The sequence below is a fragment of the Nocardia asiatica NBRC 100129 genome, from assembly GCF_000308415.1.
Taxonomy (GTDB): domain Bacteria; phylum Actinomycetota; class Actinomycetes; order Mycobacteriales; family Mycobacteriaceae; genus Nocardia; species Nocardia asiatica.
Map to the genome: position 1 here is coordinate 1 of NZ_BAFS01000444.1, position 22,908 is coordinate 22,908.

Consider the following 22,908-nt stretch of genomic DNA (forward strand, 5'->3'; position numbering starts at 1 on the left):
CCCGTTAGGGAAACGTCCGGAACTACCGTTCCGTACGTACTTCGGTAACCCGAAGTTACCTTTTCCGGGTCCCTACGGTTTACTTTCCGGACGGCCCGACCGGTCCGGCCGGGTCCGGGACTACCGTCGACCGTACCCGTTCGACGTCGACCGCCCGCGCCGACGAACCAAGGGGGACCCAAGGCGCTATGTTAGTCACAATTCTTCTCCGAATGGAAGACCTGTCGGATGATTCGACCGATGCGACGCGGATATGAGCAGTACAGAGCATCTACCGATGGCTTCTCCGGCTTCCTATGTTGATGACTATTCTCTATCAACCAAGCAGGACAGGGACTACGGGTTCATTTCGAACGCACCGGCGTAGCTCAGCACTTCGTCGTGGAGGCGCGCGGTGCGCTGCTCGTCGATGATCGGTTTGCGCAGCGCATCGCGCGCCCAGTCCTGCTGAGCGGGGGTGGAGGAAGCCTTCGAGAACACCCCGAGCGCGTAGGCGCTGAAGTCCCGCACGAACACCTCGAAGATCGAATCCACCAGGTCGTCGGAAGTCCCCGCGATCGCGGCCTGCTCCAGGACGAGCTGTCCATAGGGCAGCAGGGTGAACAACTCCCCTACCGCCAGTTGGTAGTCCAGATCCTCGAGCTGGGCCGGGGTGGGCGGCGCCTGCACCGGGAACCGCGCGAACTGTTCGGCCTGCTCGACGAACAGCGCCACGTTCGGCAAGTGCCGGTAGGGCGCGAATGCCGGTCGCCAGTCGGCGAAGCGAACCTTGCTCAACCCGGCCGCACCCGGCTGCCGGAACAGCGACTCGTCGTCACCGGGATCTCGCCGCACCGGGACCGGGGGCAATTCGGCCGGATTGAACAGGAAGTTCGGCATGAATTTCAGCGTGAGCGCCATGTTCACATGCGCCGTGCCTTCCAGCCGGGGCATGGAGTCGATGGTGCCGCGCGCCATCGCGAAGTAGGTGTCCTTCTCGAAACCCTTGGCGGAGATGACATCCGAGAGCTCACGGAACACCCGCTCGGCCTCCCGAGTGACCTTCATCTTGCCGATCGAGTTGAACATCACGAAGCGGCGATCCGCCGGCGTCGAGCACCGCATGTAGTCGATCGCCCGCTCGTGGTACAGGCGCATGGCGTTCATGCGCACGTAGCTGTCGGACAGGATCTGGCGCACCTGCGCGAAGTCGGTGACCGGGTGCCCGAACAGGATCTTGGCGGAGGCGTGGTTGACCGTCTCGTAGAAGCAGTGCTGGGCGATACCGAGCGCGACCATGCCGATGTTGAACTTGCCGCAGTTGACCGCGGCGAGCGCGGCGTCGAAGGCCTTGCGGCCCTCGTGCAGGACGTCGTCGGCGGAAACCGGGTAGTCCGCCAGGTCGTAGGCGCTGACGTAGTTCTGGCCGTGGATGACGTTCTTCACCAGGCGATAGTTCGGGTGCTGACTGTCGGCGACGAACCAGACGTAGGCGTCGGGGCCTTCGAGGTCGGTGCGCCTGCCGATGGTCGGCACGATGCGAGCCACATTGCCGTTGCCGATGTAGTACTTGCTGCCGGTGGCGGTGAATCCACCCGCGCCGTCGGGGGTGAGCAGCATATCGGTGGCGTAGATGTCTGCGCCGTGATCCTTCTCCGACAGTCCGAATCCGATGATCCCCCCGCGGTCGAGTTCCTCGGCGGCGCGCAGGTGCGCCTTGCTGTTGGCGCTCTGCCAGATGGTGGCCAGCCCGAGGGTGGAGACGCCCCACGCGTACCAGTACTGCGGCCCGTAGAAGCCGGTGATCTCGTTGAACCTGGAGATGAACGCGGTGTCCCAGCGCTTGTCCGGGTCCTCCCCCGCGCTCGACCGCGGTGTCGCCATGTAGGCGATGATGCGGCTCTCGGCGAGGAACTCCATCCAGTCCTCGTACCACGCGGCCCGCTGGGCGTCGCTGGTGAGCGCCTGTTTGCCCTTTTTCTCGAAGAAGTCGACCACCGACCGCAGCCGAGCCCTGGTAGCGGGATCGAATTCCTCGAACGTATCGGTTCTCGGATTGAACAGGACCATGGCGACGCCGCCTTTCACATGTGATGGCAAGTGCCATCACATTAGAACTGAGGGCACCTGCCGTCAATCACTCGCATTGCCCTCCCCCGACCCGGAGCGGTCGAGCGACGCACTCGGCCAACGCCTTACGCGGACGATGCTCTCGAACTCAAACCCACAGGTCTCCACACGGCAAGGCGGGCAACCCGACGTCGACGTCGTCATCGATCGTGACGATGAACTCGGGATGACTGCTCGCCAAGACCTCGGCCACACTCTCGGCCTGCTCGGCACACGCTTGGTAATCCAGGACCAAAGCGCCGGATTCGATATGGATATGTCGAACGTTTCGCGGAAGCACCATCTCGAAATTCACTGCGCGGACACATAGAGGAGGAGAGCTGCCGTCACCGCCGCCCGCGTACCTCACGGTCGGCCTCGACACAGCGCTCATACTTTCTGATATGTTAACGTACATTCCGATAGATAAGAACAGAAGAGGCACGAGGCGACAGTTCGGTCTCGGGGCACTTCAAGACCTCGTATGCAGTTCTACTGCGGCCTTCGCGCGACCATGCCCGCTCGATCATAGGCAGCAAGTTATTCTGTGTTCAGGATAGATCAGGGCACACCCGCCATCGTAAGGACCGAGGTGACGACATCTCCGGAGCCCGTCGACGCGGGCGCACGCGGTACGGCATCCACGGCGCGGCGACTGGCCGCCTTCCTGTTCGGGGCGGGGGTATTGCACTTCCTCGCCCCACGACCGTTCGACACGGTGATCCCCGCGCGACTGCCCGGCCGACCCCGGCTCTACACCCACGGCTCGGGTGTGGCCGAACTCGTCGTAGCCGCCGCGCTGGTGACACCGCGAACGCGGCGGTGGGGCGGGCGCGCGGCGGCGTGGTTGTTCGTTGCGGTGTTCCCGGCCAACATTCAGATGGCGATCGACTGGCTGCGCGATGAACGGATGCCGGCGCCGTTCAAGGCGGTTGCCCTACTGCGGCTGCCGCTGCAGATCCCGTTGATCCTCGCCGCACGGAAGATGCAACGGGCCGCCGGCGGCTGAAGCCGGTCACGCGGCGGTCGACCGACGATCCCGCCGGGAACGCTCATCTGTACGGGCACGCGAAGCTGGCGATCTGTTCGAGCGCGCCTCAGGGCCGAGCCGAGGGCACCAATCGGGCTCGCGGGGTCATCGCGCGCATCCCGGTCTTCACGACATTCGCGTATGCGGCCGTCGCCGCCCGATCCATGGGTCGCAGGGGGATTTGCAGGAGCTCGCGCGTTCGCTCGTGCAGCAACGTCCGCACCGCGAAGTCGGGCAGCGACCGTGGTACCCAGGCGTCGGGTCGCAACAGCTCCGGCGCGAGTTTGCGACTGTCGGGGGTGACGGCGAGTTCGGTGGCACACGTCGCTTTCAGGTAGTCGTTGAAGTCCGCCCAGGTCCCCGGCATGTGCCTGGCCGAGATCCCGTACCGCAGATACCACTCGCGACATTCGCCGTAGAGCGTCTTCTTCTCCTCGAGATCCAGTGGCCGGTCGAATGTCTCGATCGCCGTGTAGAGAGTGTCGACGTAGGTCGCGTGCTGGAAGAAGAACAGCTCGGGGGTCAGGCCGCTGTAGCGTTTGCCCCGGCTGTCGACGCCGTGCACCAACCCGTGCCCGTACAGGATCGCCGGATGCGGATCGCACAGCGTGTACGCGAGGTAGATCATCCGTGACACGGTCCGCTGCTTGTGCGCCCACAGACTGCTCGGCGCGTGCGCGACGATGGCCGCCGCGACGGCCGGGTGCAGAATCTGCAATCCGACCGCGCGAGGCAAGGTCAGGGCGAAGCGGCGATCCCCGAGGTAGCGGCCGAGCAGGGAATCTCGGTTCACCGGTGCGGTTTTCATTCGCGCGACCCCCGGGCTAGGGATAGCGCCAGACACCGCGGGGTCCACCAGTTGACGGTGCCCGCTGTCCGCCTCGCGGCGAGGACGAGGACGGCGCGGACCAGCACGGCGTCGAGCCCGACGGCCAGGGTCGATCCGAAGCCCGAGGCGCGCACGATCGACATTTCGCCGGTGACGAAGACGGCGGCCACGAGCAGCCCGGGCAGCGTGGCCATGCCGCCGAGCGTCTCGGCCGACGCCGCCGCCGATCCGAGTGGGCGGCGCGTGCCGACCGGATGACGTTTCAACTGCTCGGTCACCGCATTCCCATCGCCGTACAGAACTTTCCGCGTCGTGAGGTGGGCACCCCTCAGCAACATGAGTGTATGAGAGATACTATGTGTCAATCTCTCAAAACGTCAACCGGAACGTTGTCGGCGCAGACGTGAACGGCCGACCATAAGGGCCCGGAGCTGCCGTGTTCCCACGCGGCGTGGCATGGCCTACGACTTCAGGTCACAGCGAGTGCGTGCGGGGCGGGCGGCCGTTCGGACCTCGGAGGTCCGGTCGCCGCGACATCGCAGCGGACACGTTGACCTGGCGTTCGCGCGGGAACCATTGATCGGCCGGAATCCGTTGCCGATCCTTGAACCATGCGATTGGTGATCATCGGGGGCGGTCTCCTCGGCACCGCGCACGCGTCGGCCGCGATCCGCCGTGGACACGAAGTAGTGCAGCTGGAGCGGGAACCGGAGGCCCGCGGGGCGAGTGTGCGCGAGTTCGGCCTGATCCGGGTGTCCGGGCGGTCGTCGCCGGAACTCGACCTCGCCCTGCGCGCACGGATGCTGTGGCAGGAGATCGGCGGAAAGGTGCCCGGCGTCGGATTCCGGCCGTCGGGCTCACTCACCCTGGTACGCACTCCGGAGGAGCTGGCGGTGGCGGAGGCCGCGGCGAGCGGCGCCGAGGCCGAGGCGCGCGGCTTCGAACTACTCGATCCCGAGCGCGTGCGCGCCGTCAACCCCGCGCTGCGCGGCAAATACTTCGCCGGACTGCACTGTTCGACCGACGCCGTGATCGAGCCGCGACAGGCGCTGCCCGCACTGCGCGCCTACCTCACCGCGAACGATCGCTACACCTTTCATGCCTGCGCCGAGGCGAGGGCGGTCACTGACACCGGTTCCGGCGCGCGGGTACGAGACGACCAGGGCCGCGTCTTCGACACCGATCTGGTGCTCGTCTGCCCCGGTGCCGCGCACACCGGCCTGACCAGGGAACTGGCCGGAACGCTCCCGGTCCGGCGGGTCCGGCTGCAAATGATGCAGACCGCCCCGCTGGGCGAACCGCTCACCACGGCCGTCGCCGACGGCGACACATTCCGCCGCTACCCCGGCTTCGCGGGCCCCGAGGTGGACGCGCTGAACCGGGAGCAGTCGCAGACAGCGGCGGCCGCCGAGCACAGGATGCGACTGCTGTGCGTGCAACGCCTGCACGGCGGTTTGACCATCGGGGACACCCACGAGCACGACGAGCCGTTCGCCTTCGACGTCGACGAGGCCCCCTACGACCACCTCATCGCCGTCGCCGAAGACTTGCTGGGTCGCGAACTGCCGCGGATCGCGCGGCGCTGGGCAGGCGTGTACAGCCGGAGCGTCGACCCCGGCGTTCCGGTCACCCGCGTTCGCTCCGACCACCACGTCTGGGTGATCACCGGCTCCGGTGGCGGCGGCACGACCCTCGCCCCCGCCCTCGGCGAACAAACCGCCGACCTGCTCGACCTCTGAAGGACCGACCAGGTCGGGCAACAGGACCTCGCCGTCCACGCAGCGCCGAACCACGCTCGCCCACGGCGGCTCATGCGCCCGCCGCCGAGTCGGCGCGGTGCTCAATCGTTGCCCGCCCACCCTGCCCGCCGAACAAGCCGGTTTCGACCATCCGGCACCACAGCCGAGTTCCCGCGTCGCAGTGCGGATCCGGGGGATGGGCATACCCCGCTCCGACATTATGCGTTACCAGACGTATCCCAAACCGGGCGAGTCGCCGTGCTGTCGCACCACAGAATCCGCGTGTCGATTCGCGCCGATAGCCCGGCGTGTAAAGAATGCTCGCAACACGAAATTTATTGTCCGCCAGAGCATAACGCTCGATATGGAGTGGACGGGGATGACTGGAGAAATAGCGGTGGTACTGCTGTGGGTGGCAATCGTTGCCATCGTCCTGGTTCTGCTCGGCGGCGCGGCCGCGGCCATGGTGTGGGATCCGAATTCTCGCCGTGCCGCCCGGGCGACCGACGACGGGGCCGGGCTGCCGCTGTCGGGCCTGAGTGCCGCGCACGAGAGTTGGCCACGGCGCCACTGAGGTGTCGCCCATCGTTGGCGAGCCCGTTCCGGATCGGTCCATCGCACCGAAGAACCGCCTCGTGGCACCGCGTCCGTCATATTGCCGGATGATTGCTATTTACCTTCATTAGAACCTTCGAGCGCTCTTCGCCGGGTAGTTTGAGCGGGTATGAACGACGCGCTGCGCCTGGCGCGGCGTTCGGCACCGAGAATTCCGGAACGAATGGAGGTGCAGCAATGACAGGCACGGACGCCGCGGCCGACGCGTGGCCCGCCCTACGCGTCGACAGCTGGACTCCTACCCGCGACACGCTGCACATGTGGACACAGATCGTCGGCAAAATCAGGCTTTCGCGCGCTCCGCTGGTCAATCACTGGTGGCAGGTCACCTTCTACGTCAGCCCCAGGGGACTGACCACCTCCGCCATTCCGTACGCGACGGGCTGTTTCGACATCGAATTCGACTTCCTCGACCACCGGCTGCACATCCGGTCCAGCGACGGCCGCACGCGCCAGGTCGCGCTCGAACCCAAGCCGGTGGCGGCTTTCTACGGCGAAATCGTGGAAGCGCTCGGCGAACTCGGTATTCCGGTGCACATCCAGGCCAAACCCAACGAGGTCGAGCCCGCCGTCCCGTTCGCCGAGGACTACGAGCACCGCTCCTATGACGCCGCGGCCGCCACATTGTTCTGGCGGCAACTGATCGCCGCCGATCGCGTCGTGCACGTGTTCCGATCGCGTTTCCTCGGCAAGGTGAGCCCGGTGCACTTCTTCTGGGGGGCGATGGATCTGGCGTGCACCAGATTCTCCGGACGGCCTGCTCCCCCGCACCCGGGAGGCGCCCCGAACTGTGGCGACTGGGTGATGGTCGAGGGCTACTCGCACGAGCTGAGCAGTTGCGGTTTCTGGCCGGGCGGCGGCGCGGAAGGCGCCTTCTACGCCTACGCGTACCCGGAGCCCGACGGGTTCGCCGATTACCGAGTCGGCCCGGAGGCAGCTTTCTACAGTACGGAATATCGGCAGTTCCTCCTGCCGTACGAGGCGGTGCGCACAGCCGAAGCGCCCGATTCAGCACTGCTCGAGTTCCTCGATACGACGTATGCGGCTGCCGCCGAACTCGGCCACTGGGACCGCTCGGCACTGGAAGCCGATCCGGGCCGCTGGAATCACAAGCGACGAGCCCATGACATAGGCGTAGCGCGGCAGTGACCGGGCGAGCGCCGCGACGGTGAGCGCGCGCTCCAGGGTGCGGGCCGGGGACGCGCCTCGGCGGACCGGCCATAGCGGAACAACGCGCGAACCGCGAGTACCCACGGCTCCAGGTAGATGACCTGTTTAACGGCACGTTATCCAGGGAACAACTGGCGAAGCTCGTAGCGACTCTACGCGTGCTGCGAACAGGCCGGATGGTACCGGAAACCCCTCCCAACGGTGGGAACAGACCTGTCCAGCTATCGAATCATCAATCAATGTATCGTTATATGACGGCACGTTAATTGACGGGATAAAATTATGGAGAACACGAGGAAGCGCGTGACAGTGCGTCGAGTGGTGGCATCGGCGCTGATCGGTGGGGCGGTCGTGACGGCGGCGGCCGTCGCCGCGCCGGAATCCTTCGTCACGACGACAGCGGACCGGTACTCGCACGACCCTGCCGACAAGCGCGGCTCCGGGGTGGGCGAGCGGGCGCGCAGCAGTAATCACGGCGGATACCGTGGCCGCAACGAGCGCCCCTGCCAGTACACGCCCGAGGGGTACTGCACCGGAAGACGCTGACGGCCCCACTCCCCCGCACCACCGAATCCGCCTGGGCGGCCCGAACGGGCCGCCCTCGCGCGCGCATCAGGCCTCGGCTGGGCCGTAGTCGAGGTGGACGACGCCGTTGGCGTAGACCTCGTGCTCTTTGAGCGCCAGCTTGGTCGCGTCGACGCCGTCGCTCCACAGGCGCTTGCCCTTGCCGAGCGCGATCGGGTAGACGAACAGGTGCAGGTCGTCGACCAAGCCGTCCGCGAGCAGCGCCCGTACCAGCGTGCCGCTGCCGCTGATGTAGATGACGCCGTCGATCTCGTCCTTCAGTTTGCGGATGACCTGCGGGTCGTAAGCGCCGATCCGGGTGCTGTTGGCCCATTCCACCTGCGGCTCTCGCGCACCGACGACGTACTTCGTGGTGTCGTTGAAGAACGGCGCGCCCGGGTCGTCCTCGACGGTGCGGGTCGACCACGCCGGGGCGAACATCTCGAACGTGGTGCGGCCGAGCAGGATCGCCTTCGACGCGGAAGTGATCGCCCCGAGGGTCTCGCCCATCTTCGGGTCGAATCCGTACTCGAAGGTCCAGGACGGATCTTCGTACACCCCGTCGAGTGCGATGAACTCGTGAACTGCGATGGTGCCCATGGTTTTTCCTCTCATGACGCCCGGCGGTCGCCGGGTGCGGCTGGTGTCGCTGCCGAGAACGACTCTGCTGGTATCGCCTTACGGTTTGTTTACGGTTGCTCCGCCCTCGGAACGGACACCGTCCGAGCACGCTTTCTACCGCACGAACGGCCTCTCGGCCCGTGCCGCACGCAAAGCGCTCGCCCACCACAGCAGCTGGTCGAGCACACCCTCCACGGCCTCGTCCAATTCCGGGTCGCGGCGCGGCCAGCTGCCGTCGCTCGCGTAACGCTGCCATGCCCTGGTGATGGTGACGGTACGCCGGATGAGCACCGCGTTCAGTTCGCCGAAGACCGGGCGCAACTGCGCGGCGGCGTGACCGCCGTCGGCGTCGCCGCCGTACCCCACGACGGTGACGGGCTTCGCGGCCCATTCCACGTCGAACCAGTCGAGGGCGTTCTTCACCGCCGCCGGGAAGCTGCGGTTGTATTCCGGGGTGACCACGACGAACGCGTCCGCGGCCGCCAGCCGTTCGCCGAGAGCACGGACCGTCGGCGGCGTCGGCTCGTCGTGGTCGGTCAAACGGTCGGGTAAGGCGGCGGTCGCAAGATCGATCCGGTCCAGGTCCACCTCGCGGCGGCGTGCCAGCCGCCCGGCGAACCAGTCCGCCACGGTGGGACCGAAACGGCCGGTGCGCGTACTGCCCACGATCAGCGCCACCCGCACTCGATTCGAGTCGGTCATCGCGCGTCCCGCAGCGGGGTGTCGTCCGTGACGCAGGCGAGAGCGGGCGTCTTCTCCTCGGGGCCTGCTACGCGAGAGGCCACTGTGGTGGTGGTCGATTTCATCGCTGACTCTTCTCCGGGGGTTTCTGGGTCGGTGCTCTCACTGTGGGTGCCCCACCTTCCGATTTGTTTGCGGTCGCCCTCCGGTACCACTCACATAGGCTGCCCCCATGCGTTTCGGGGTACTGGGTCCGTTGACGGTGTGGACGGATGCCGGAGCCGTGGTGCCGATTCCGGGGGCCAAGGTGCGGGCCCTGCTGGCCGACCTGCTGGTCACCCCCGGTCAACCGGTGTCCGGCGACCGGCTGATCGATGACATCTGGGCCGACGACCCGCCCGGGAATCCCGGGGGCACCCTGGCCGCGAAGGCCTCGCAACTGCGCAGAGCGCTCGAAGACGCCGAACCCGGGGGCCGGGATCTGGTGATCTCCCCGCCACCCGGGTATCGGCTGGCCACCTCCGATACCGACGCGCAGGAGTTCCGCGCCCTGGTGGCGTCCGCCCGCGCGGCGACCGGCACCGCCGAGCGGATCCGGGCCCTCACGGCGGCGGTCGCCGTCTGGCGTGGCCCCGCGTTCGCCGATTTCCGCGACGCGCCCTTCGCCCAGCCCGCCATCGCACAGCTCGAGGAGCAGCGTTTGGTCGCGGTCGAGGAACTGGCCGAGGCGCGGCTGTCACAGGGCGAATACCGGGGGGTCGCAGGCGATCTCACCGCGTTCGTAGCGGCCCATCCGCTGCGCGAGCGGCTGCGCGCGGCGCATCTGCGCGCGCTGTACGGTGCGGGAAGACAGGCCGAGGCGCTGGCGGGCTACCAGGACCTGCGCAGGCGTCTCGACGACGAACTCGGCATCGACCCGGGTCCGGACCTGGCCGCGCTGCACCAAGCGATCCTCGCGCAGGAGCTGCCGCTGGCCGCACCGCCACCGGAGACCGTGGTCACCCGGCGGCGCAGCTCCAACATCCCGGCGCCGCGCACCGAGCTGATCGGCCGCGAAGCCGACCTCGCGCAGTTGTGCGACGCCGTCGCCACCGCCCGCCTGGTCACGCTGACCGGGCCGGGCGGTGTGGGCAAGACGCGCCTGTCGCTCGCCGCCGCCGCGGCGCTGACCGAGCGGTTCCCCCACGGCAGCTGGCTCGTCGAGCTGGCCGGGCTGCAACCGACCTCGACCGACGGCACATCGTTGCTCGCCGACGCCGTGGCCGGCGTACTCGGCATCCAGGCGGCCGACGGCGCCGACACCACCGGACTGCTGCACGACGCGCTCACCGACCGGGAACTGCTGCTCGTGCTCGACAACTGCGAGCACGTGGTGGATCGGGCCGCCGAGCTGGCCGAATCGCTACTCGGCGCGGCGCCGGGCTTGCACATCCTGGCCACCAGCCGCGAACCGCTCCGGCTGCCCGGTGAGGACGTCCTCGCACTGGAACCGCTCGAGGTGCCCGCGAGGGACGCGGCGCTGGACGAGATCGCCCGGACCGGCGCGGTGCGCCTGTTCGTGACGCGGGCACGCGCGGGCGCCCGCGATTTCGTGCTCGACGCAGGCAACGCGGCGGCGGTGGCCACTCTGTGCCGCAGGCTCGACGGCATTCCGCTCGCCCTGGAACTGGCCGCCACCCGGGTGCGCGCGCTGGGCGTGCACGAGATCGTCGCCCGGCTCGACAACCGGTTCAAACTGCTGGCCACCGGGCACCGCGGGGTGCCGCCGCGGCAGCAGACGCTGGCGGCGATGATCGATTGGAGCTGGGGCCTGCTCGACACCACCGAGCAGGCGGTATTGCGCAGGCTCGCAGTGCACACGGGAGGATGCACGCTCGCGGCCGCGGAGGCGGTGTGCTCCGGAGCGGTGGACGAATCAGCCGTCGCCGACGTCATCGGAAGGCTGGTCGACCGGTCGCTGGTGCACACGGCAGGGCGGCGTTACCGCCTGCTGGAATCGGTGGCCGCGTTCAGCCTCGACCGGCTGGCCGACGCGGGCGAATTCGACGCGGCGCACCGGGCCCACCACCGCTACCACTTGCGGTTGGCCGAGCGGGCCGAGCCCGAGCTCTACGGCGCGGACCAGCGGCGCTGGCTGGGGAGGCTCGACGAGGACACGGCGAACCTGCGGGCGGCGCTCGACGGCTTCCTCCGGGCGGGCGAGGCGGACCGAGCGCTGCGGTTGGTGAACGCGCTCGCCTGGTACTGGCAGCTGCGCGGCAAGCTGAGCGAGGCGCGGCGCTGGCTGGACGCGGCGCTGGCGCTCGGCGGGTCGCCGCCGCACCGCGCCCGCGCCCTGGCGTGGAATGCCGGATTCGCCTTTCAACAGGGCGAATTCGGTGACGGGGCGGCGAAGCGGGCCGCGGTGTTCGCGCTGTACGACACGCTCGATGATCCGCTGGGGCGGGCGCGTGCGGAACTCTTCCTCGGCTCGTCCGCGCTGGAATCCGGGGATGTGACCGAGCTGGAAGCCCTGCTGCGCAAGGCGCTTCCGGTCTTCGAGGAACTCGGCGACCGCTGGGGGCTGGCCGCGGGGCACGTGGCGCTGGCCAAGGCGGCCCACAATCGCGTCGACCTGGCCGCGCTGGAGCGGCACGCGCGCACGGCCGCGCGGCTGTTCGCCGAACTGGACGACCGCTGGGGCAGGCTCCAGGCCGCGGAATGGCTCGGTGGGCTGGCCGAACTGACCGGTGAACTGGCCGCCGCCGCGGACATCCACGCCGAGGCTCTCGGCCTGGCGCGGGAACTCGAGCTGTGGGGGCAGGCATGCACCCATCTGTGCTGGATGGGCTGGATCGCCATGCAGCACACCGACTTCGCTCGCGCCCGCGCGCTGGGCGAACAGGCGCAGCGGATCGCGGCCGAGCACGGGTACGAACCGGGCGGGCTGTTCGCCTCACTCGTGCTCGCGTTCGCCGCCCGGCGCGACGGCCGGCCCGAGGTCGCCGAGCGGATCCTGCGCGAATTGCTCGCACTCCCCCTCGCCGAAGGCGCGGAGACTCCGCTGTTCCTGCCGATGCTCCAGGTCGAACTGGGTTACATCCTGGAACGCCGCGGTGACCTGGCCGCGGCGTTGGACCTGTATTCGAACGCGTTCGACGGCGCACAGCGCATCGGCGCGCCACGCGACACCGCCTTCGCGCTGGCCGCGCTCGCCTCGGCGCTGGCCGAGCTGGGCGCGCCGGACACCGCCGCGCGCCTGCTCGGCGCCGCCGATGCCGTGCGCGAGACCAACGGCATCGCCCTGCTGCCTGCCGAACGTCCCGACATCGACCGCCCGGCGGATCTCGCCAGGACGGCGCTCGGCGATCGCGCTTTCCTCGAGAGCCACACCGCGGGAAGAGGATTGACGCCACTGCGGGCCCGCGACCTGGCTGCCAGCGCCGTGCTCGACGTTCTCGGCCGCCCTTCGACCGAGAACGCCTCCCCGGACGCCGTACCCGCCGCACGGCGGTGAAGTAGCCACTGCCGGTGCGGGCGCGCGTCCGGGCCGTGGGTCAGCCGATGATCGCGTTCATGATGGTGCCCGCGCTCGTCGCCACCGCCCCGCCCGCCATCGCGCTGGCGACCATCTTCGGTGATTGCAGCGTGCCGCCGTTCCATTTCTCCCACGCGAACCGGCCACCGCCGTAGGTGATCGCCGTGATACCGGACAGCTGGACCAGCCAGGTGAAATAGCGGCCCATCTGCATCAGTTTGTCCGCGAGCGGCGGCTCTTCCGCGGTCGGGTTTTCGAACTGCGCGATCACGGTGTCGTGCAGCGCGGCGAGAATCATGCTCACGTTCGGGCTCCTTTTCGCATGCCGAGATGACGGTGGAGACTGAATTCGAGGCAAAGAGCTGCGCTACCGAGGACTTCGGCGCGCCACGGGCACTGCGACGCCTGCGGCCGCGGATCCGGCGGTTCCGTGGCGTGGTCATGTCGTGACAAGATCAATTGAACCGCATGGCTCAGATGTATTCCCCGCGACACTCCGGGGCTCGGATGATTCAACTCACAGCGTCCCACCGTGCAGGGCGAGGCGATGACCTCTACGCTTTCACTTGAGTGCAGGGGCTGACATCATGTCGGTGCAGTGCGGCGCCGGATCTTCCGCTGAGATCACCGTGACCGCGGGGAGGGCACAATGCACACCGCTTTTCTGATTCCACTACTGATCACCCTGTTGATCGTCACCGCGGCCGCCGTCGTGGCCGGTTACGCCACCGTTTTCGCCGCCTATTGGTGCGAGCTGCGCTCCACCGAGAAACACGGTGGCCGACCGAACATTTCGCCGCGCTGATTACGCGCCGAATATTCGCGACGGGCCGGGGCGTCGCTGCGACACCCCGGCCGGTCATATGTCGAACCGCTACACTGATATTCGTCCTTGGCCGCTTCCTTCACCGCGACGCGTTTGCCGACCAGGTTCGCGCCCTCTCGGTCTTGGACTGTTTCCGTGACGGCCGGGAGCGCGGCGTCTCGGAGGTGGCCCGGCGACAGGGTCTGGCGGTCAGCACCACACACCGGCTGCTGACCACACTCGTGCAGGCGGGCTTCCTGGAGAAGAGCGCCGAATCCAGCCGGTACCGCATGGGCGGCGCGCTGGCCGAGTGGGGCCAGCTCGCCTACCGCCAGCATCGGATCTACCTCGCCGAACCGTATCTGGAGCAGCTCGCGGGGACCACCGGAGCCAGTTGTTCGGTCGCCACCCGCCACGGCATCCACGCCGTATTGCTCGGCACCAGCCGGTGGCGGGAGACCTACGGACACGAACTGCAAGGCGTGCGACTTCCCCTGCACGCCAGCGCACTCGGCAAAGCCCTGCTCGCCTGGTCCGAGGTCACCGACGAGCAGTTACGCGAACTGCCGTACGACGAGGGAACCGAGCGCTCGGTGGCCGGGCCCGGCGAACTGCGCGCCGAACTGCTCGCCACGCGGGAACGCGAATACGCCTACAACGACGAGGAACTCGATCCCGGCTTCCGCACCATCGGCCTGCCCATCCTCGACTCGGCGGGCCACTGCCGCTTCGCGCTCGGCCTGCGCGGCCCCACGACGCTCATGATCCCCGAGCGCGTGCCGTTCTTCGTCGAACTGGCGAAGGTCACCGCGCAGGAAATCGCGGACAGGTTCGCCGCCGCCCAGTAGATCTCCGGAAACCGACGATTCGGTCGAACACGCGTGCGTCGCGGGTGCGCCACCCTATTCTTGACGCGTAAACCGTAGCGCGAGGTCGCCGTTCGGAGGCGATCGGAGAGCTGCGCCGGTCCTTCCTGCGCAGCCGCGGAAGGGAGCCGCCATGCCGGACGGTCACGCGCGGGTGCGCGCCAGGTCGTCGAACAAGCTCGACACAACCCTCGCGCACGAGGCGTGGGTCTACGACTACTGGCTCGGCGGAAAGGACAACTACCCCGCCGATCGCGCCCTCGCCGACACGATCGCCACGCACATTCCCGACATCCGCGACATGGCCCGCGCCAATCGCGCCTTTCTCGGCCGCGCGGTGCGTCATCTGGCCGGCGAGGCGGGCATCGAGCAATTCCTGGACATCGGCACCGGCCTGCCCAACGCGGGCAACACCCATGAGGTGGCCCAGCGGATCGATCCGGCCGCGCGCGTGGTCTACGTCGACAACGATCCGCTGGTGCTCGCCCACGCCAGAGCCCTGATGACGAGCACACCGCAGGGCCGGATCGCTTTCCTCGACGCCGATCTGCGCGATCCCCGAGCCATCCTGGAAGCGCCCGCCCTGGCCGAGACCTTCGACCCGGACCGGCCGATGGCGATCATGCTGGTCGCGATCATGATGTTCTTCCGTGACAGCGACGACCCCTACGGCGTCGTCGGGCGGCTGCTGGAGGCGGCGCCGTCCGGCAGCTACCTCGTGCTCACCCATTCGACCGCCGATTTCGACCCGCGGGCCATGGCACGCGCGACGGCGGCCGCCCAGCGCGCGGGCATCGCCTTCCAGCCCCGTAGCCGCGCGGACACCGAATCGTTTTTCGCCGGAACCGAACTCGTCGATCCGGGCGTCGTGCCGGTCGACGCCTGGCGTCCGGACCCGGGAGTCGTTGCCGACGAGCAGCGGTCCGCCTGGTACTGGGCGGGGATCGGGCGCAAACCCTGAATCGCGCGGGCGGCGTTTGAGCCGCCCCCGTCGGGCAATCACGTCGCCAGGAACCCGCGGCCACGGACGGCGAGGTGGTGGACATGGTCGAAGACGTCGAGAAGCGCTGGCACGATCCACGTGGCTTCCGCCGCGCGGCGGCCTACGTGGCTGCGGTGCTCGCCGTCGCCGCGGTGGTCTTCCTGCTCATCCTGCTGTGGGCCGCCCAGCGCGAATGCGCGGAACGGGACCGGCTGCTGTGCGACGCCCCGGCGCAGGTCGCCATCGTGCTCGGACCGTCGGCGGTGCTGCTGATCGGCGGCATCGGCGCTTTCGTCGAAACCTTCCTCCAGTGGCGGCGCGGCCGGACCTGGCCCATCTGGCAGGGCGCGGGCTGGTTCCTGCTCGTCCTGATGGTGGTGTACCTCGGCATCGGGGGCGGGGCGGTCGCGAGCTGATCACTCCGCGACGCGCACGACCACCTTGCCGAAATTGCGGCCCGCCAGCATGCCGATGAACGCCTCGGGGGCGGCGGCCAGGCCGGATACGACGTCCTCGCGGTAGCGCACCCGCCCGTCGGCCACCCACTCGCCCATCTCGCGCAGGAAGTCCGGGTACAACTCGCGGACGAACTCGGTCTGGATGAATCCGCGCACCGTGAGGCTCTTGGTCAGGATGCGGCCGTAGAAGGCGGGCAGCCGGTCCGGCCCCTGCGGCGCGCCCGCCGCGTTGTAATCGGCGATCAGCCCGCAGACGGGCACTCGCGCGTAGGTGTTCAGCAGCGGATAGACCGCCTCGGCCACCGCGCCGCCGACGTTCTCGAAATAGACGTCGATACCGTCGGGAACCGCTGCCGCCAACTGCGCGGCGAAATCCGGCGCGCGGTGGTCGAGCGCGACGTCGAAGCCGAGTTCGTTCAAGTAGGCGACCTTGTGCGGCCCGCCCGCGATGCCGACCACGCGCGTACCGTTGAGCTTGGCGATCTGGCCGACGGCCGAGCCCACCGGTCCGGTGGCCGCGGCGACCACGAGCGTCTCACCCGGCCGGGGTTTGCCGATCTCGCGCAACCCCGCGTAGGCGGTGAAGCCCGGCATGCCGAGCACGCCCAGCGCGGTCGACACCGGCGCGACGGCCGGATCGAGCTTGCGCAAGCCGCGAGCCGGCGCGACATCGTGCGTCTGCCACCCCGAATAGGCCAGCACCACATCGCCTTCCGCCAGCGACGGGTCGCGGGATTCGAGGACTTCGGCCACGGTGGCGCCGACCATCACAGCGCCGATCTCCACTGGGTCGGCGTAGGACTTCGCCGAGCTCATCCGGCCGCGCATGTACGGGTCGAGCGAGAGATACCGGGTGCGCAGCAGGACTTCTCCCTCGGCGGGGGCGGGGAGTTCCGCGGTCTCGGTCCGGAAATTCTCCGGTGTGGGCGCACCCACCGGCCGGGAAGCAAGCACGATTCGCGTCGACTCGACCATGCGCCCACCCTAACCGGGAACGCGGGCGCCCAGACGCCCGCGCCCGATCGTGTCCGGCGATCACCAGGACGGTGATTTCGGCCCCAGGAATAAACCGCCGTTCACCTCCAGCGTCTGGCCGGTGACCCAGCGACCGTCGTCGGAGGCGAAGAAGGCCACCGCGTCGGCGATGTCCGCGCCGCTGCCGACCCGCTCCAGCGCGGTCATGCCCGCCACGCCCGCGACCGCGCCGTCGTTGGTGTGCAGCCAGGAGTTCATGTCGGTGTCGGTGATCCCGGGCGACACCGTGTTCACCGTGATCCCGCGCGGGCCGAGGGTGTTCGCCAGCGAGCGGCTCAGCACGTTGAGCGCGCCCTTGGTCATGCCGTAGACGACTTCCGGCGTGGCGAACCAGGTGACGCCGGAGGAGATGTTGACGATGCGTCCACCGTCGCGCAACAGCGGCAACGCCCGCTGGACGATGAACAGCGGCGCCCGCACGTTGACCGCGAACAGCCGGTCGAACTGCTCGGTCGTGGCCTGCTCCACGGTGGCGTCGTAGGCGATGATCGCGGCGTTGTTGACCAGGATGTCCAGCGGCCGGTCACCCAGGCCGGCTGCGAGTTCGCCGAACAGCTGGTCGATGTCGCCTTCCACGCCCAGTTCGGCGCGCACGGGAAACGCCCGGCCGCCGGCCCGCCGGATCGCCGCGATCGTCTCCTGCGCCGCCTCCTCGTTGGTGCCGTAGTGCACGGCCACCTCTACGCCGTCGGCGGCCAGCCGCTCGGCGATGGCTCTGCCGATCCCGCGCGAGGCGCCGGTCACCAGGGCGGTCTTTTGGTTCGAAGAAGTCATGAGGCACTCCCACTTTCTCGTTAGGTAACGTTCCCTAACATCGCCGTGGGCGGCTACTCTATTCCCGTGGAACCGACCCGGCGAGCCGCCGCGCAGACCAAGGAGCACATCCTGGTCGTCGCGCGGGAACTGTTCTACCGGCAGGGAATTCGCGCGACCGGCGTGGACCGTGTCGCGGCCGAGGCCGAGGTCGCGCCGCCCACCCTGTACCGGATCTTCGGCAGCAAGGACGACCTGGTGGCCGCGTACCTCGAGCGCGAGGACCGCCACTACCGGGAGTGGTTCACCGCGGCGGCGAGCGGGGACGGCCCGCGCGAGCGCATCCTCGCCCTGTTCGAGGCGCTGGCCGAGCAGGTGCGCCCCGAGACCTGTCGCGGCTGCCCGTTCCTCATCGCGCTCGGCGAATTTCCCGACCACGAACTGCTCGGTCACCAGCACGCCGTCGCGATGAAAACGTGGGTGCGCGCCCAATTCGGCATGCTGCTCGACGAACTCGCCTCCACCGCCACGATTCCCGATCCGCACGCCTTGGCCGACCAGCTGATGCTGGTGATGGAAGGCGTTTACGCCACCACCCAGGCATTCGGCGCGAACGGCCCCGCGGCCCGGGCCCTGCCGCTGGTGGAAGCGCTGCTTCCCCGCGCGTCGGCCTGACCAGGAAGGCGACACCGGCGCGGTGCGCAGGTGACCGGATCACGCTGCCATGCCGCCCCGCCGCACTCGGCATTCCGCACTCCGCACTCGGCACTCCGCGCTCGGCACTCCGCACTCGGGACCCGGGACTCGGGACCCGGCACTCGGGACCCGGGACTCGGGACCCGGGACCCGGCACTCGGCACTCGGCACTCGGGACCCGGGACTCCGCGGCCCACACCACGCACAGCCGACGATCGCTGCGGTGCGTCAGCACATCATGGGCAGCCGACCCATCGCGCCGATGCGCGGCGGCAAGGTCGCGTCCGGCCATGAGCAGCTGATGGGATACGACCGGTTCACCCGGCGATCCAGCAGACCACCGCTACGGCATCCGGCCATTCGCGTGTCGAATGACGAAACGTTCTGCCTCACAGCGTGTTCGGAATGAGCGTCCGGGATATGGAATCGAGCGACCGGAACATTGGCGCGGGCGTCGCTGCTTCGTAGCGTCGAGACCATGACCTTGGAAATCGGCACCATCCTGCCCACCTCGACGCCCGATCCCGCCCATCCCATCCTGGGTGACGTGCGGGCCGCAGCCCGCCTCGCCGAGCAGATCGGCCTCGACTCGGTGTGGTCCACCGACCATCTCGTGGCCAGCGCGCCGATCCTCGACAGCAGCGTGACGCTGGCCACCGCCGCCGCCGTGACCGACCGCGTCCGCATCGGCTACGGCGTGCTGTTGCTCGCGTTGCGGCCGGTGGCGTGGGCCGCCAAGCAGATCGCGACCCTGCAGTACGTCTCCGGCGACCGGCTGATCCTCGGGGTCGGCACCGGCAACCCGGCGCACGGCGATGTCGGATGGCGCGCGGCGGGCATGCCCTTCGCCGAGCGGGGCCGTCGCACGGACGAGGCGCTGCGCCTGCTGCCCGACCTGGTCGCCGGGCGGCCGACCGTCCTGCCGGACGGTACCGAGGTGACCCTGGCGCCGGGCGCGACCATGCCGCCGGTGCTGGTCGCGGGTGACGGCGCGCGCGCTCGCCGCCGCGCGGCCGCCTATGCCGACGGCTGGGTCGCCATCGGGCTCGAGCCCCGTCAGGTCCGCGCCCATGTGGACGAATTGACCGCGCTCGCCGCCGAATACGATCGGGGACCGCTCGCCGTGACGATCGTGGCGCCGCCTTTGGCCGCCGATCCCGGCCAGGCGTCGGAGCAACTGGCCGCCTATGCGGAAGCTGGCGCGGAACGCGTCGTCTTGGCCCCGTCGGGTGCCGAGTGGCAAGCCGGTTACGAGTTCGCCGCGAAGATCAAAGAACAGCTTTGATGCCGGCTCTCACCCGGTGCACAGCAATCCCAGCCCGAGGCCGAGCAGCACCGTCGCGATCACCGAGTCCAGCACCCGCCAGGCGAGCGGACGGGTGAACAGCGGACCGAGCAATCGCGCTCCGAAGCCCAACGCGGTGAACCAGAGCACGCTGGCGAGCATCGCCCCCGCGCCGAGGAACCAGCGATCCGGGCCCGCGTAAGCGCCGGCGAAGGAACCGAGCAACACGACGGTGTCCAGATAGACGTGCGGGTTGAGCCAGGTGAGCGCCAGGGCGGTGAGCACCGTCGCGCCGAGCGCCGCGCCGGCCCGCCCCGGGTCGGCGCTCAGCGCGGCGTTGCCGAACGCCCGGCGCGCCGCCAGGACCGCGTAGCCGATCAGGAACGCCGCACCCGCGTAGCGGGCCACCACGAGCACTTCCGGCGCGGACTCCACGACCACGCCGAACCCGCCGATCCCGGCCGCGATCAGCACGATGTCCGACACCGCGCACACCGCGACCACCGCGGGCACGTGCCTGCCGCTGATGCCTTGGCGCAGCACGAACGCGTTCTGCGCGCCGATCGCGACGATCAGCGAGAGGCCGAAGCCCAAACCGGACGCGGCCGCCACCGCCGCGGAGGAAACACTCACGTCCAGCGACGCTATGGCCGCGAGTCCAAGTCAGGCAAGCTAAAGATTCTTAGCTATCATTAGACTTTCTTGATATGGACCCGCAGCTCGACCAGCTCCGCGCGCTCGACGCCGCGATCACCGAGGGAACCTTCGAGGCGGCCGCGCGGCGGTTGAGCGTCACGCCGTCGGCGATCAGTCAGCGGATCAAGGCGCTGGAGGACGACGCCGGCCGGATCCTCGTCCAGCGCACGAAGCCGGTGCGCGTCACCGAATCCGGGCTGGCCGTGCTCCGGTTGGCCAGGCAGATCCGTTTGCTCACCGCGGATACCGCACGCGAACTCGGCGCAGAGCCCTCCGACGGTCCGATCCGGGTGCCGATCGCGGTCAACGCCGACTCGCTGGAGACCTGGGTGCTGCCCGCGCTGGGCCGCGCGCCGCACGGAGTGTGCTTCGAGATCCACCGCGAGGACGAGGAACACACCACGCGGCTGCTGCGGGACGGCACCGTGATGGCGGCGATCACCTCGACGGCGCAACCGGTGCAAGGCTGCAAAGTCGATCGCCTCGGCGCGATCCGCTATCGGCCGATGGCCAGCCCGCGGTTCGCCGACACCTGGTTCGCGGAAGGCGCGACCGCCAAGTCCTATGCCGCGGCGCCGGTGGTGCTGTTCGACCGGAAGGACGACTTGCAAGACCGCCTGTTGCGCAAGCGCAGTCGCAAGCCGCTGGATCCACCGCGCCATTACGTGCCCTCGTCCACCGGATTCGCCGAGGCAGTCCGGCTCGGGCTCGGCTGGGGCATGCTGCCGGACCTGCAGACCCGGGACGATCGAGCCGGCGGCCGTCTGGTCTCGATCGATCCCGGCGTCGTGATCGACGTCCCGCTCTACTGGCAGCAGTGGCGCCTGGACTCTCCCGCCCTGAGCGCCGTCGCCGCCACCATCGCCGCGGAGGCGGCGAACGCGCTGCGCTGACGGCGACGAATATCCCGCCCGCCAACATCTTCGGGTATTCGACACCGCCGGGCCGGGGTGCGAGCCCCCGACCCGGCGGGTCCGTATCCGAGAAGGCGCGACCGTGGGCACGGTAGCACCGCCAGTTGTTCGGAGCCCCGCACGAGTCGGATGGGCTGCTCGCGTCAACTGTCCCGCGCAGGCGCGGTGGGGGCCTACGACACCGGGCCGGTCGAGTACCTCGTATTCCGCCGCATCCGGACGCGACGGGGTAGTTTGATCTTCGCAACGCCGACCACAGCTTCAGCGCCATCCCGCACCCCATTCGAGATGCACAGGAGTTCACCTTGGCACGGCACCGTCGCCCGCACCGCTCACGCACCCGCGGCGCTCTCGCCGCCGCCGCAGCGCTCGGCACCCTCTGCACCGGTGTCGGTCCCGACGCGGCCGCACGCCCGATCGGCCCCTACGACGTCGGTGGAGCGATCGAGGTGGAATACGACCAGGCCGGAGGACCCGCGTTCTTCGGCGACCCGGTCACACCCGAGTCGCCCGCGGCCCGCGGCGGCCGCTACCAAGCGTTCGCGCGCGGCTCGTCCATCTACTTCCATCCCGACAGCGGAGCCCATCAGGTCGGCGGCGCGATCCGCGACAAATGGGGCAATCTGGGTTTCGAGAACGGGGCGCTCGGCTACCCGGTGGCCAGGGAAGCGGCGACGCCGTCGAAACCCGGCAGCTTCAGCGTCTTCCAGAACGGCTCCATCTACTGGTCCCTCGGCACGGCGGCGCACCAGATCGGCGGCGTGATCCGCGACAAGTGGGGCTCCTACGGCTGGGAGAGCAGCCCGCTGGGGTTCCCCATCACCGACGAATCCCCCGCCCGCGCGGGCAACGGCCGCTACAACCTCTTCGGCGGCGGCGCCATCTATTCGTCCGCGCGCACCGGCCCGCACGTCATCTGGGGAGCCATCCGCGAGTCCTGGGAAGCCGCCGGCGGCGAAGCGGGCCGCTACGGCTACCCGACCAGCGACGAATACGACTTCCAGAACGGCAAAGCCCAGGATTTCGAAGGCGGCCGCATCACCTGGAATCCCTAGCCGGGCCGCCGCTCTGCGGCGGATTCGCGCGGCACGTCCGGCAACCCATCGCTCTGCTGATGAGTCGAGGAGTGCTGACGCCGTGAATTCCGGGCAATCCGGATAGCGGAGCGGTTCGCAACGGTCCCGCCGGCGACCCCAGCTCACGCTGGGGCCGCCGCGGCCGAACCAGCCAGTGCCCGAGCTCGATCCTCAGACCCCGACCTCGAGAGGGATACTGCCACACCCCGGCGTGCGCGTCGCATCGGTGATCGTCCATCGGTACATACAGGCGCGCGTGCATGTGCATGCGCGCCGACGGTGTCGAAAAGCGTGAAAATCCAGGTGAACCAGCCGCAATTGATAACAAATACGCATCGACCAGGCAGTCTCGATATCGAACTGTTACCGATTGTCGGCATCATTCTGCCGACTTACCCTTGCCACCAAGGCATTTGGAGCTTCTCCGCGAGAATTCGGTTCCGAAGCTTCGATTTTCACGCCGGGCAGCGGAACCGGGCCGACCGACC

General features: G+C 68.8%; 25 protein-coding genes. 15 read left to right on the forward strand and 10 right to left on the reverse strand.

Annotation, left to right across the window (positions count from 1 at the left end):
* Positions 1-336: 336 nt before the first annotated feature.
* Positions 337-2,049, reverse strand: coding sequence for an acyl-CoA dehydrogenase family protein (locus ON27_RS33400; protein ID WP_043736728.1), 1,713 nt, complete (start codon positions 2,047-2,049; stop codon positions 337-339).
* A 148-nt stretch (positions 2,050-2,197) separates the two neighbouring features.
* Positions 2,198-2,392: a hypothetical protein gene (locus tag ON27_RS43480; protein ID WP_157227594.1), complete on the reverse strand. Its 195-nt coding sequence runs from the start codon at positions 2,390-2,392 to the stop codon at positions 2,198-2,200.
* Positions 2,393-2,680: 288 nt separating this feature from the next.
* Here ON27_RS43480 and ON27_RS33405 point away from each other — a divergent pair, with 288 nt between their 5' ends.
* Complete coding sequence (locus ON27_RS33405; RefSeq protein WP_043736684.1) at positions 2,681-3,097, forward strand: DoxX family protein; 417 nt, start codon at positions 2,681-2,683, stop codon at positions 3,095-3,097.
* A gap of 88 nt (positions 3,098-3,185) precedes the next feature.
* Here the strand turns inward: ON27_RS33405 and ON27_RS33410 are convergent, their stop codons facing one another.
* The gene (locus ON27_RS33410; RefSeq protein ID WP_245560484.1) at positions 3,186-3,911 is read right to left on the reverse strand and encodes an oxygenase MpaB family protein; all 726 of its coding nucleotides are present in this window, start codon (positions 3,909-3,911) and stop codon (positions 3,186-3,188) included.
* Positions 3,912-3,922: 11 nt separating this feature from the next.
* Positions 3,923-4,225 (reverse strand): hypothetical protein, encoded by a 303-nt coding sequence (locus tag ON27_RS33415; protein ID WP_157227596.1) that lies wholly within the window; start codon positions 4,223-4,225, stop codon positions 3,923-3,925.
* Positions 4,226-4,558: 333 nt separating this feature from the next.
* Here ON27_RS33415 and ON27_RS33420 point away from each other — a divergent pair, with 333 nt between their 5' ends.
* From ON27_RS33420 to ON27_RS33430, 4 genes are all read left to right on the forward strand, one after another.
* The gene (locus ON27_RS33420; protein ID WP_043736691.1) at positions 4,559-5,686 is read left to right on the forward strand and encodes a TIGR03364 family FAD-dependent oxidoreductase; all 1,128 of its coding nucleotides are present in this window, start codon (positions 4,559-4,561) and stop codon (positions 5,684-5,686) included.
* Positions 5,687-6,065: 379 nt separating this feature from the next.
* Positions 6,066-6,260, forward strand: a complete 195-nt coding sequence (locus tag ON27_RS43485; RefSeq protein WP_157227598.1) for a hypothetical protein — start codon at positions 6,066-6,068, stop codon at positions 6,258-6,260.
* A gap of 218 nt (positions 6,261-6,478) precedes the next feature.
* The gene (locus tag ON27_RS33425) at positions 6,479-7,450 is read left to right on the forward strand and encodes a DUF5996 family protein (RefSeq protein WP_043736694.1); all 972 of its coding nucleotides are present in this window, start codon (positions 6,479-6,481) and stop codon (positions 7,448-7,450) included.
* A 324-nt stretch (positions 7,451-7,774) separates the two neighbouring features.
* The gene (locus tag ON27_RS33430) at positions 7,775-8,017 is read left to right on the forward strand and encodes a hypothetical protein (protein ID WP_157227600.1); all 243 of its coding nucleotides are present in this window, start codon (positions 7,775-7,777) and stop codon (positions 8,015-8,017) included.
* A 66-nt stretch (positions 8,018-8,083) separates the two neighbouring features.
* On the opposite strand, the gene ON27_RS33435 is transcribed toward ON27_RS33430, so the two are convergent.
* Positions 8,084-8,635 (reverse strand): dihydrofolate reductase family protein, encoded by a 552-nt coding sequence (locus tag ON27_RS33435; protein ID WP_043736698.1) that lies wholly within the window; start codon positions 8,633-8,635, stop codon positions 8,084-8,086.
* Positions 8,636-8,770: 135 nt separating this feature from the next.
* Complete coding sequence (locus ON27_RS33440; RefSeq protein WP_043736700.1) at positions 8,771-9,358, reverse strand: NADPH-dependent FMN reductase; 588 nt, start codon at positions 9,356-9,358, stop codon at positions 8,771-8,773.
* A 211-nt stretch (positions 9,359-9,569) separates the two neighbouring features.
* On the opposite strand from ON27_RS33440, the gene ON27_RS33445 reads away from it, so the two are divergent.
* A complete protein-coding gene (locus tag ON27_RS33445) occupies positions 9,570-12,833 on the forward strand; it encodes an AfsR/SARP family transcriptional regulator (protein WP_083887994.1) in 3,264 nt (1,087 codons plus the stop codon).
* A 40-nt stretch (positions 12,834-12,873) separates the two neighbouring features.
* Here the strand turns inward: ON27_RS33445 and ON27_RS33450 are convergent, their stop codons facing one another.
* The gene (locus tag ON27_RS33450) at positions 12,874-13,152 is read right to left on the reverse strand and encodes a hypothetical protein (protein ID WP_043736702.1); all 279 of its coding nucleotides are present in this window, start codon (positions 13,150-13,152) and stop codon (positions 12,874-12,876) included.
* A 351-nt stretch (positions 13,153-13,503) separates the two neighbouring features.
* Here ON27_RS33450 and ON27_RS43490 point away from each other — a divergent pair, with 351 nt between their 5' ends.
* From ON27_RS43490 to ON27_RS33465, 4 genes are all read left to right on the forward strand, one after another.
* Positions 13,504-13,659, forward strand: a complete 156-nt coding sequence (locus ON27_RS43490; protein ID WP_157227602.1) for a hypothetical protein — start codon at positions 13,504-13,506, stop codon at positions 13,657-13,659.
* Positions 13,660-13,736: 77 nt separating this feature from the next.
* Positions 13,737-14,507 (forward strand): IclR family transcriptional regulator, encoded by a 771-nt coding sequence (locus tag ON27_RS33455; protein WP_051047269.1) that lies wholly within the window; start codon positions 13,737-13,739, stop codon positions 14,505-14,507.
* Between the two features lie 151 nt (positions 14,508-14,658).
* Positions 14,659-15,486, forward strand: coding sequence for an SAM-dependent methyltransferase (locus ON27_RS33460; RefSeq protein ID WP_043736707.1), 828 nt, complete (start codon positions 14,659-14,661; stop codon positions 15,484-15,486).
* An 83-nt stretch (positions 15,487-15,569) separates the two neighbouring features.
* Positions 15,570-15,923, forward strand: coding sequence for a hypothetical protein (locus ON27_RS33465; RefSeq protein WP_043736733.1), 354 nt, complete (start codon positions 15,570-15,572; stop codon positions 15,921-15,923).
* Here the strand turns inward: ON27_RS33465 and curA are convergent, their stop codons facing one another.
* Both curA and ON27_RS33475 read right to left on the reverse strand, forming a co-directional pair.
* Positions 15,924-16,940 (reverse strand): NADPH-dependent curcumin/dihydrocurcumin reductase, encoded by a 1,017-nt coding sequence (gene curA, locus ON27_RS33470; RefSeq protein ID WP_043736710.1) that lies wholly within the window; start codon positions 16,938-16,940, stop codon positions 15,924-15,926.
* 60 nt (positions 16,941-17,000) lie between these two features.
* The gene (locus ON27_RS33475; protein WP_043736712.1) at positions 17,001-17,774 is read right to left on the reverse strand and encodes an SDR family NAD(P)-dependent oxidoreductase; all 774 of its coding nucleotides are present in this window, start codon (positions 17,772-17,774) and stop codon (positions 17,001-17,003) included.
* A 66-nt stretch (positions 17,775-17,840) separates the two neighbouring features.
* Here ON27_RS33475 and ON27_RS33480 point away from each other — a divergent pair, with 66 nt between their 5' ends.
* Complete coding sequence (locus ON27_RS33480) at positions 17,841-18,428, forward strand: TetR/AcrR family transcriptional regulator (protein ID WP_043736715.1); 588 nt, start codon at positions 17,841-17,843, stop codon at positions 18,426-18,428.
* A gap of 499 nt (positions 18,429-18,927) precedes the next feature.
* Positions 18,928-19,734: an LLM class flavin-dependent oxidoreductase gene (locus ON27_RS33485; RefSeq protein ID WP_043736718.1), complete on the forward strand. Its 807-nt coding sequence runs from the start codon at positions 18,928-18,930 to the stop codon at positions 19,732-19,734.
* Between the two features lie 9 nt (positions 19,735-19,743).
* On the opposite strand, the gene ON27_RS33490 is transcribed toward ON27_RS33485, so the two are convergent.
* Entirely contained in the window at positions 19,744-20,367 is a 624-nt protein-coding gene (locus tag ON27_RS33490; RefSeq protein ID WP_043736721.1) for a LysE/ArgO family amino acid transporter, read from the reverse strand.
* Between the two features lie 74 nt (positions 20,368-20,441).
* Between ON27_RS33490 and ON27_RS33495 the strand changes: the two genes are divergently transcribed.
* The 3 genes from ON27_RS33495 to ON27_RS44485 form a co-directional block, all read left to right on the forward strand.
* Entirely contained in the window at positions 20,442-21,323 is an 882-nt protein-coding gene (locus tag ON27_RS33495; RefSeq protein ID WP_043736723.1) for a LysR family transcriptional regulator ArgP, read from the forward strand.
* Between the two features lie 326 nt (positions 21,324-21,649).
* The gene (locus tag ON27_RS33500; protein ID WP_043736726.1) at positions 21,650-22,399 is read left to right on the forward strand and encodes an LGFP repeat-containing protein; all 750 of its coding nucleotides are present in this window, start codon (positions 21,650-21,652) and stop codon (positions 22,397-22,399) included.
* Between the two features lie 312 nt (positions 22,400-22,711).
* Positions 22,712-22,908: hypothetical protein (locus ON27_RS44485; RefSeq protein ID WP_218003086.1), on the forward strand; the 197-nt coding region annotated here is incomplete at its 3' end.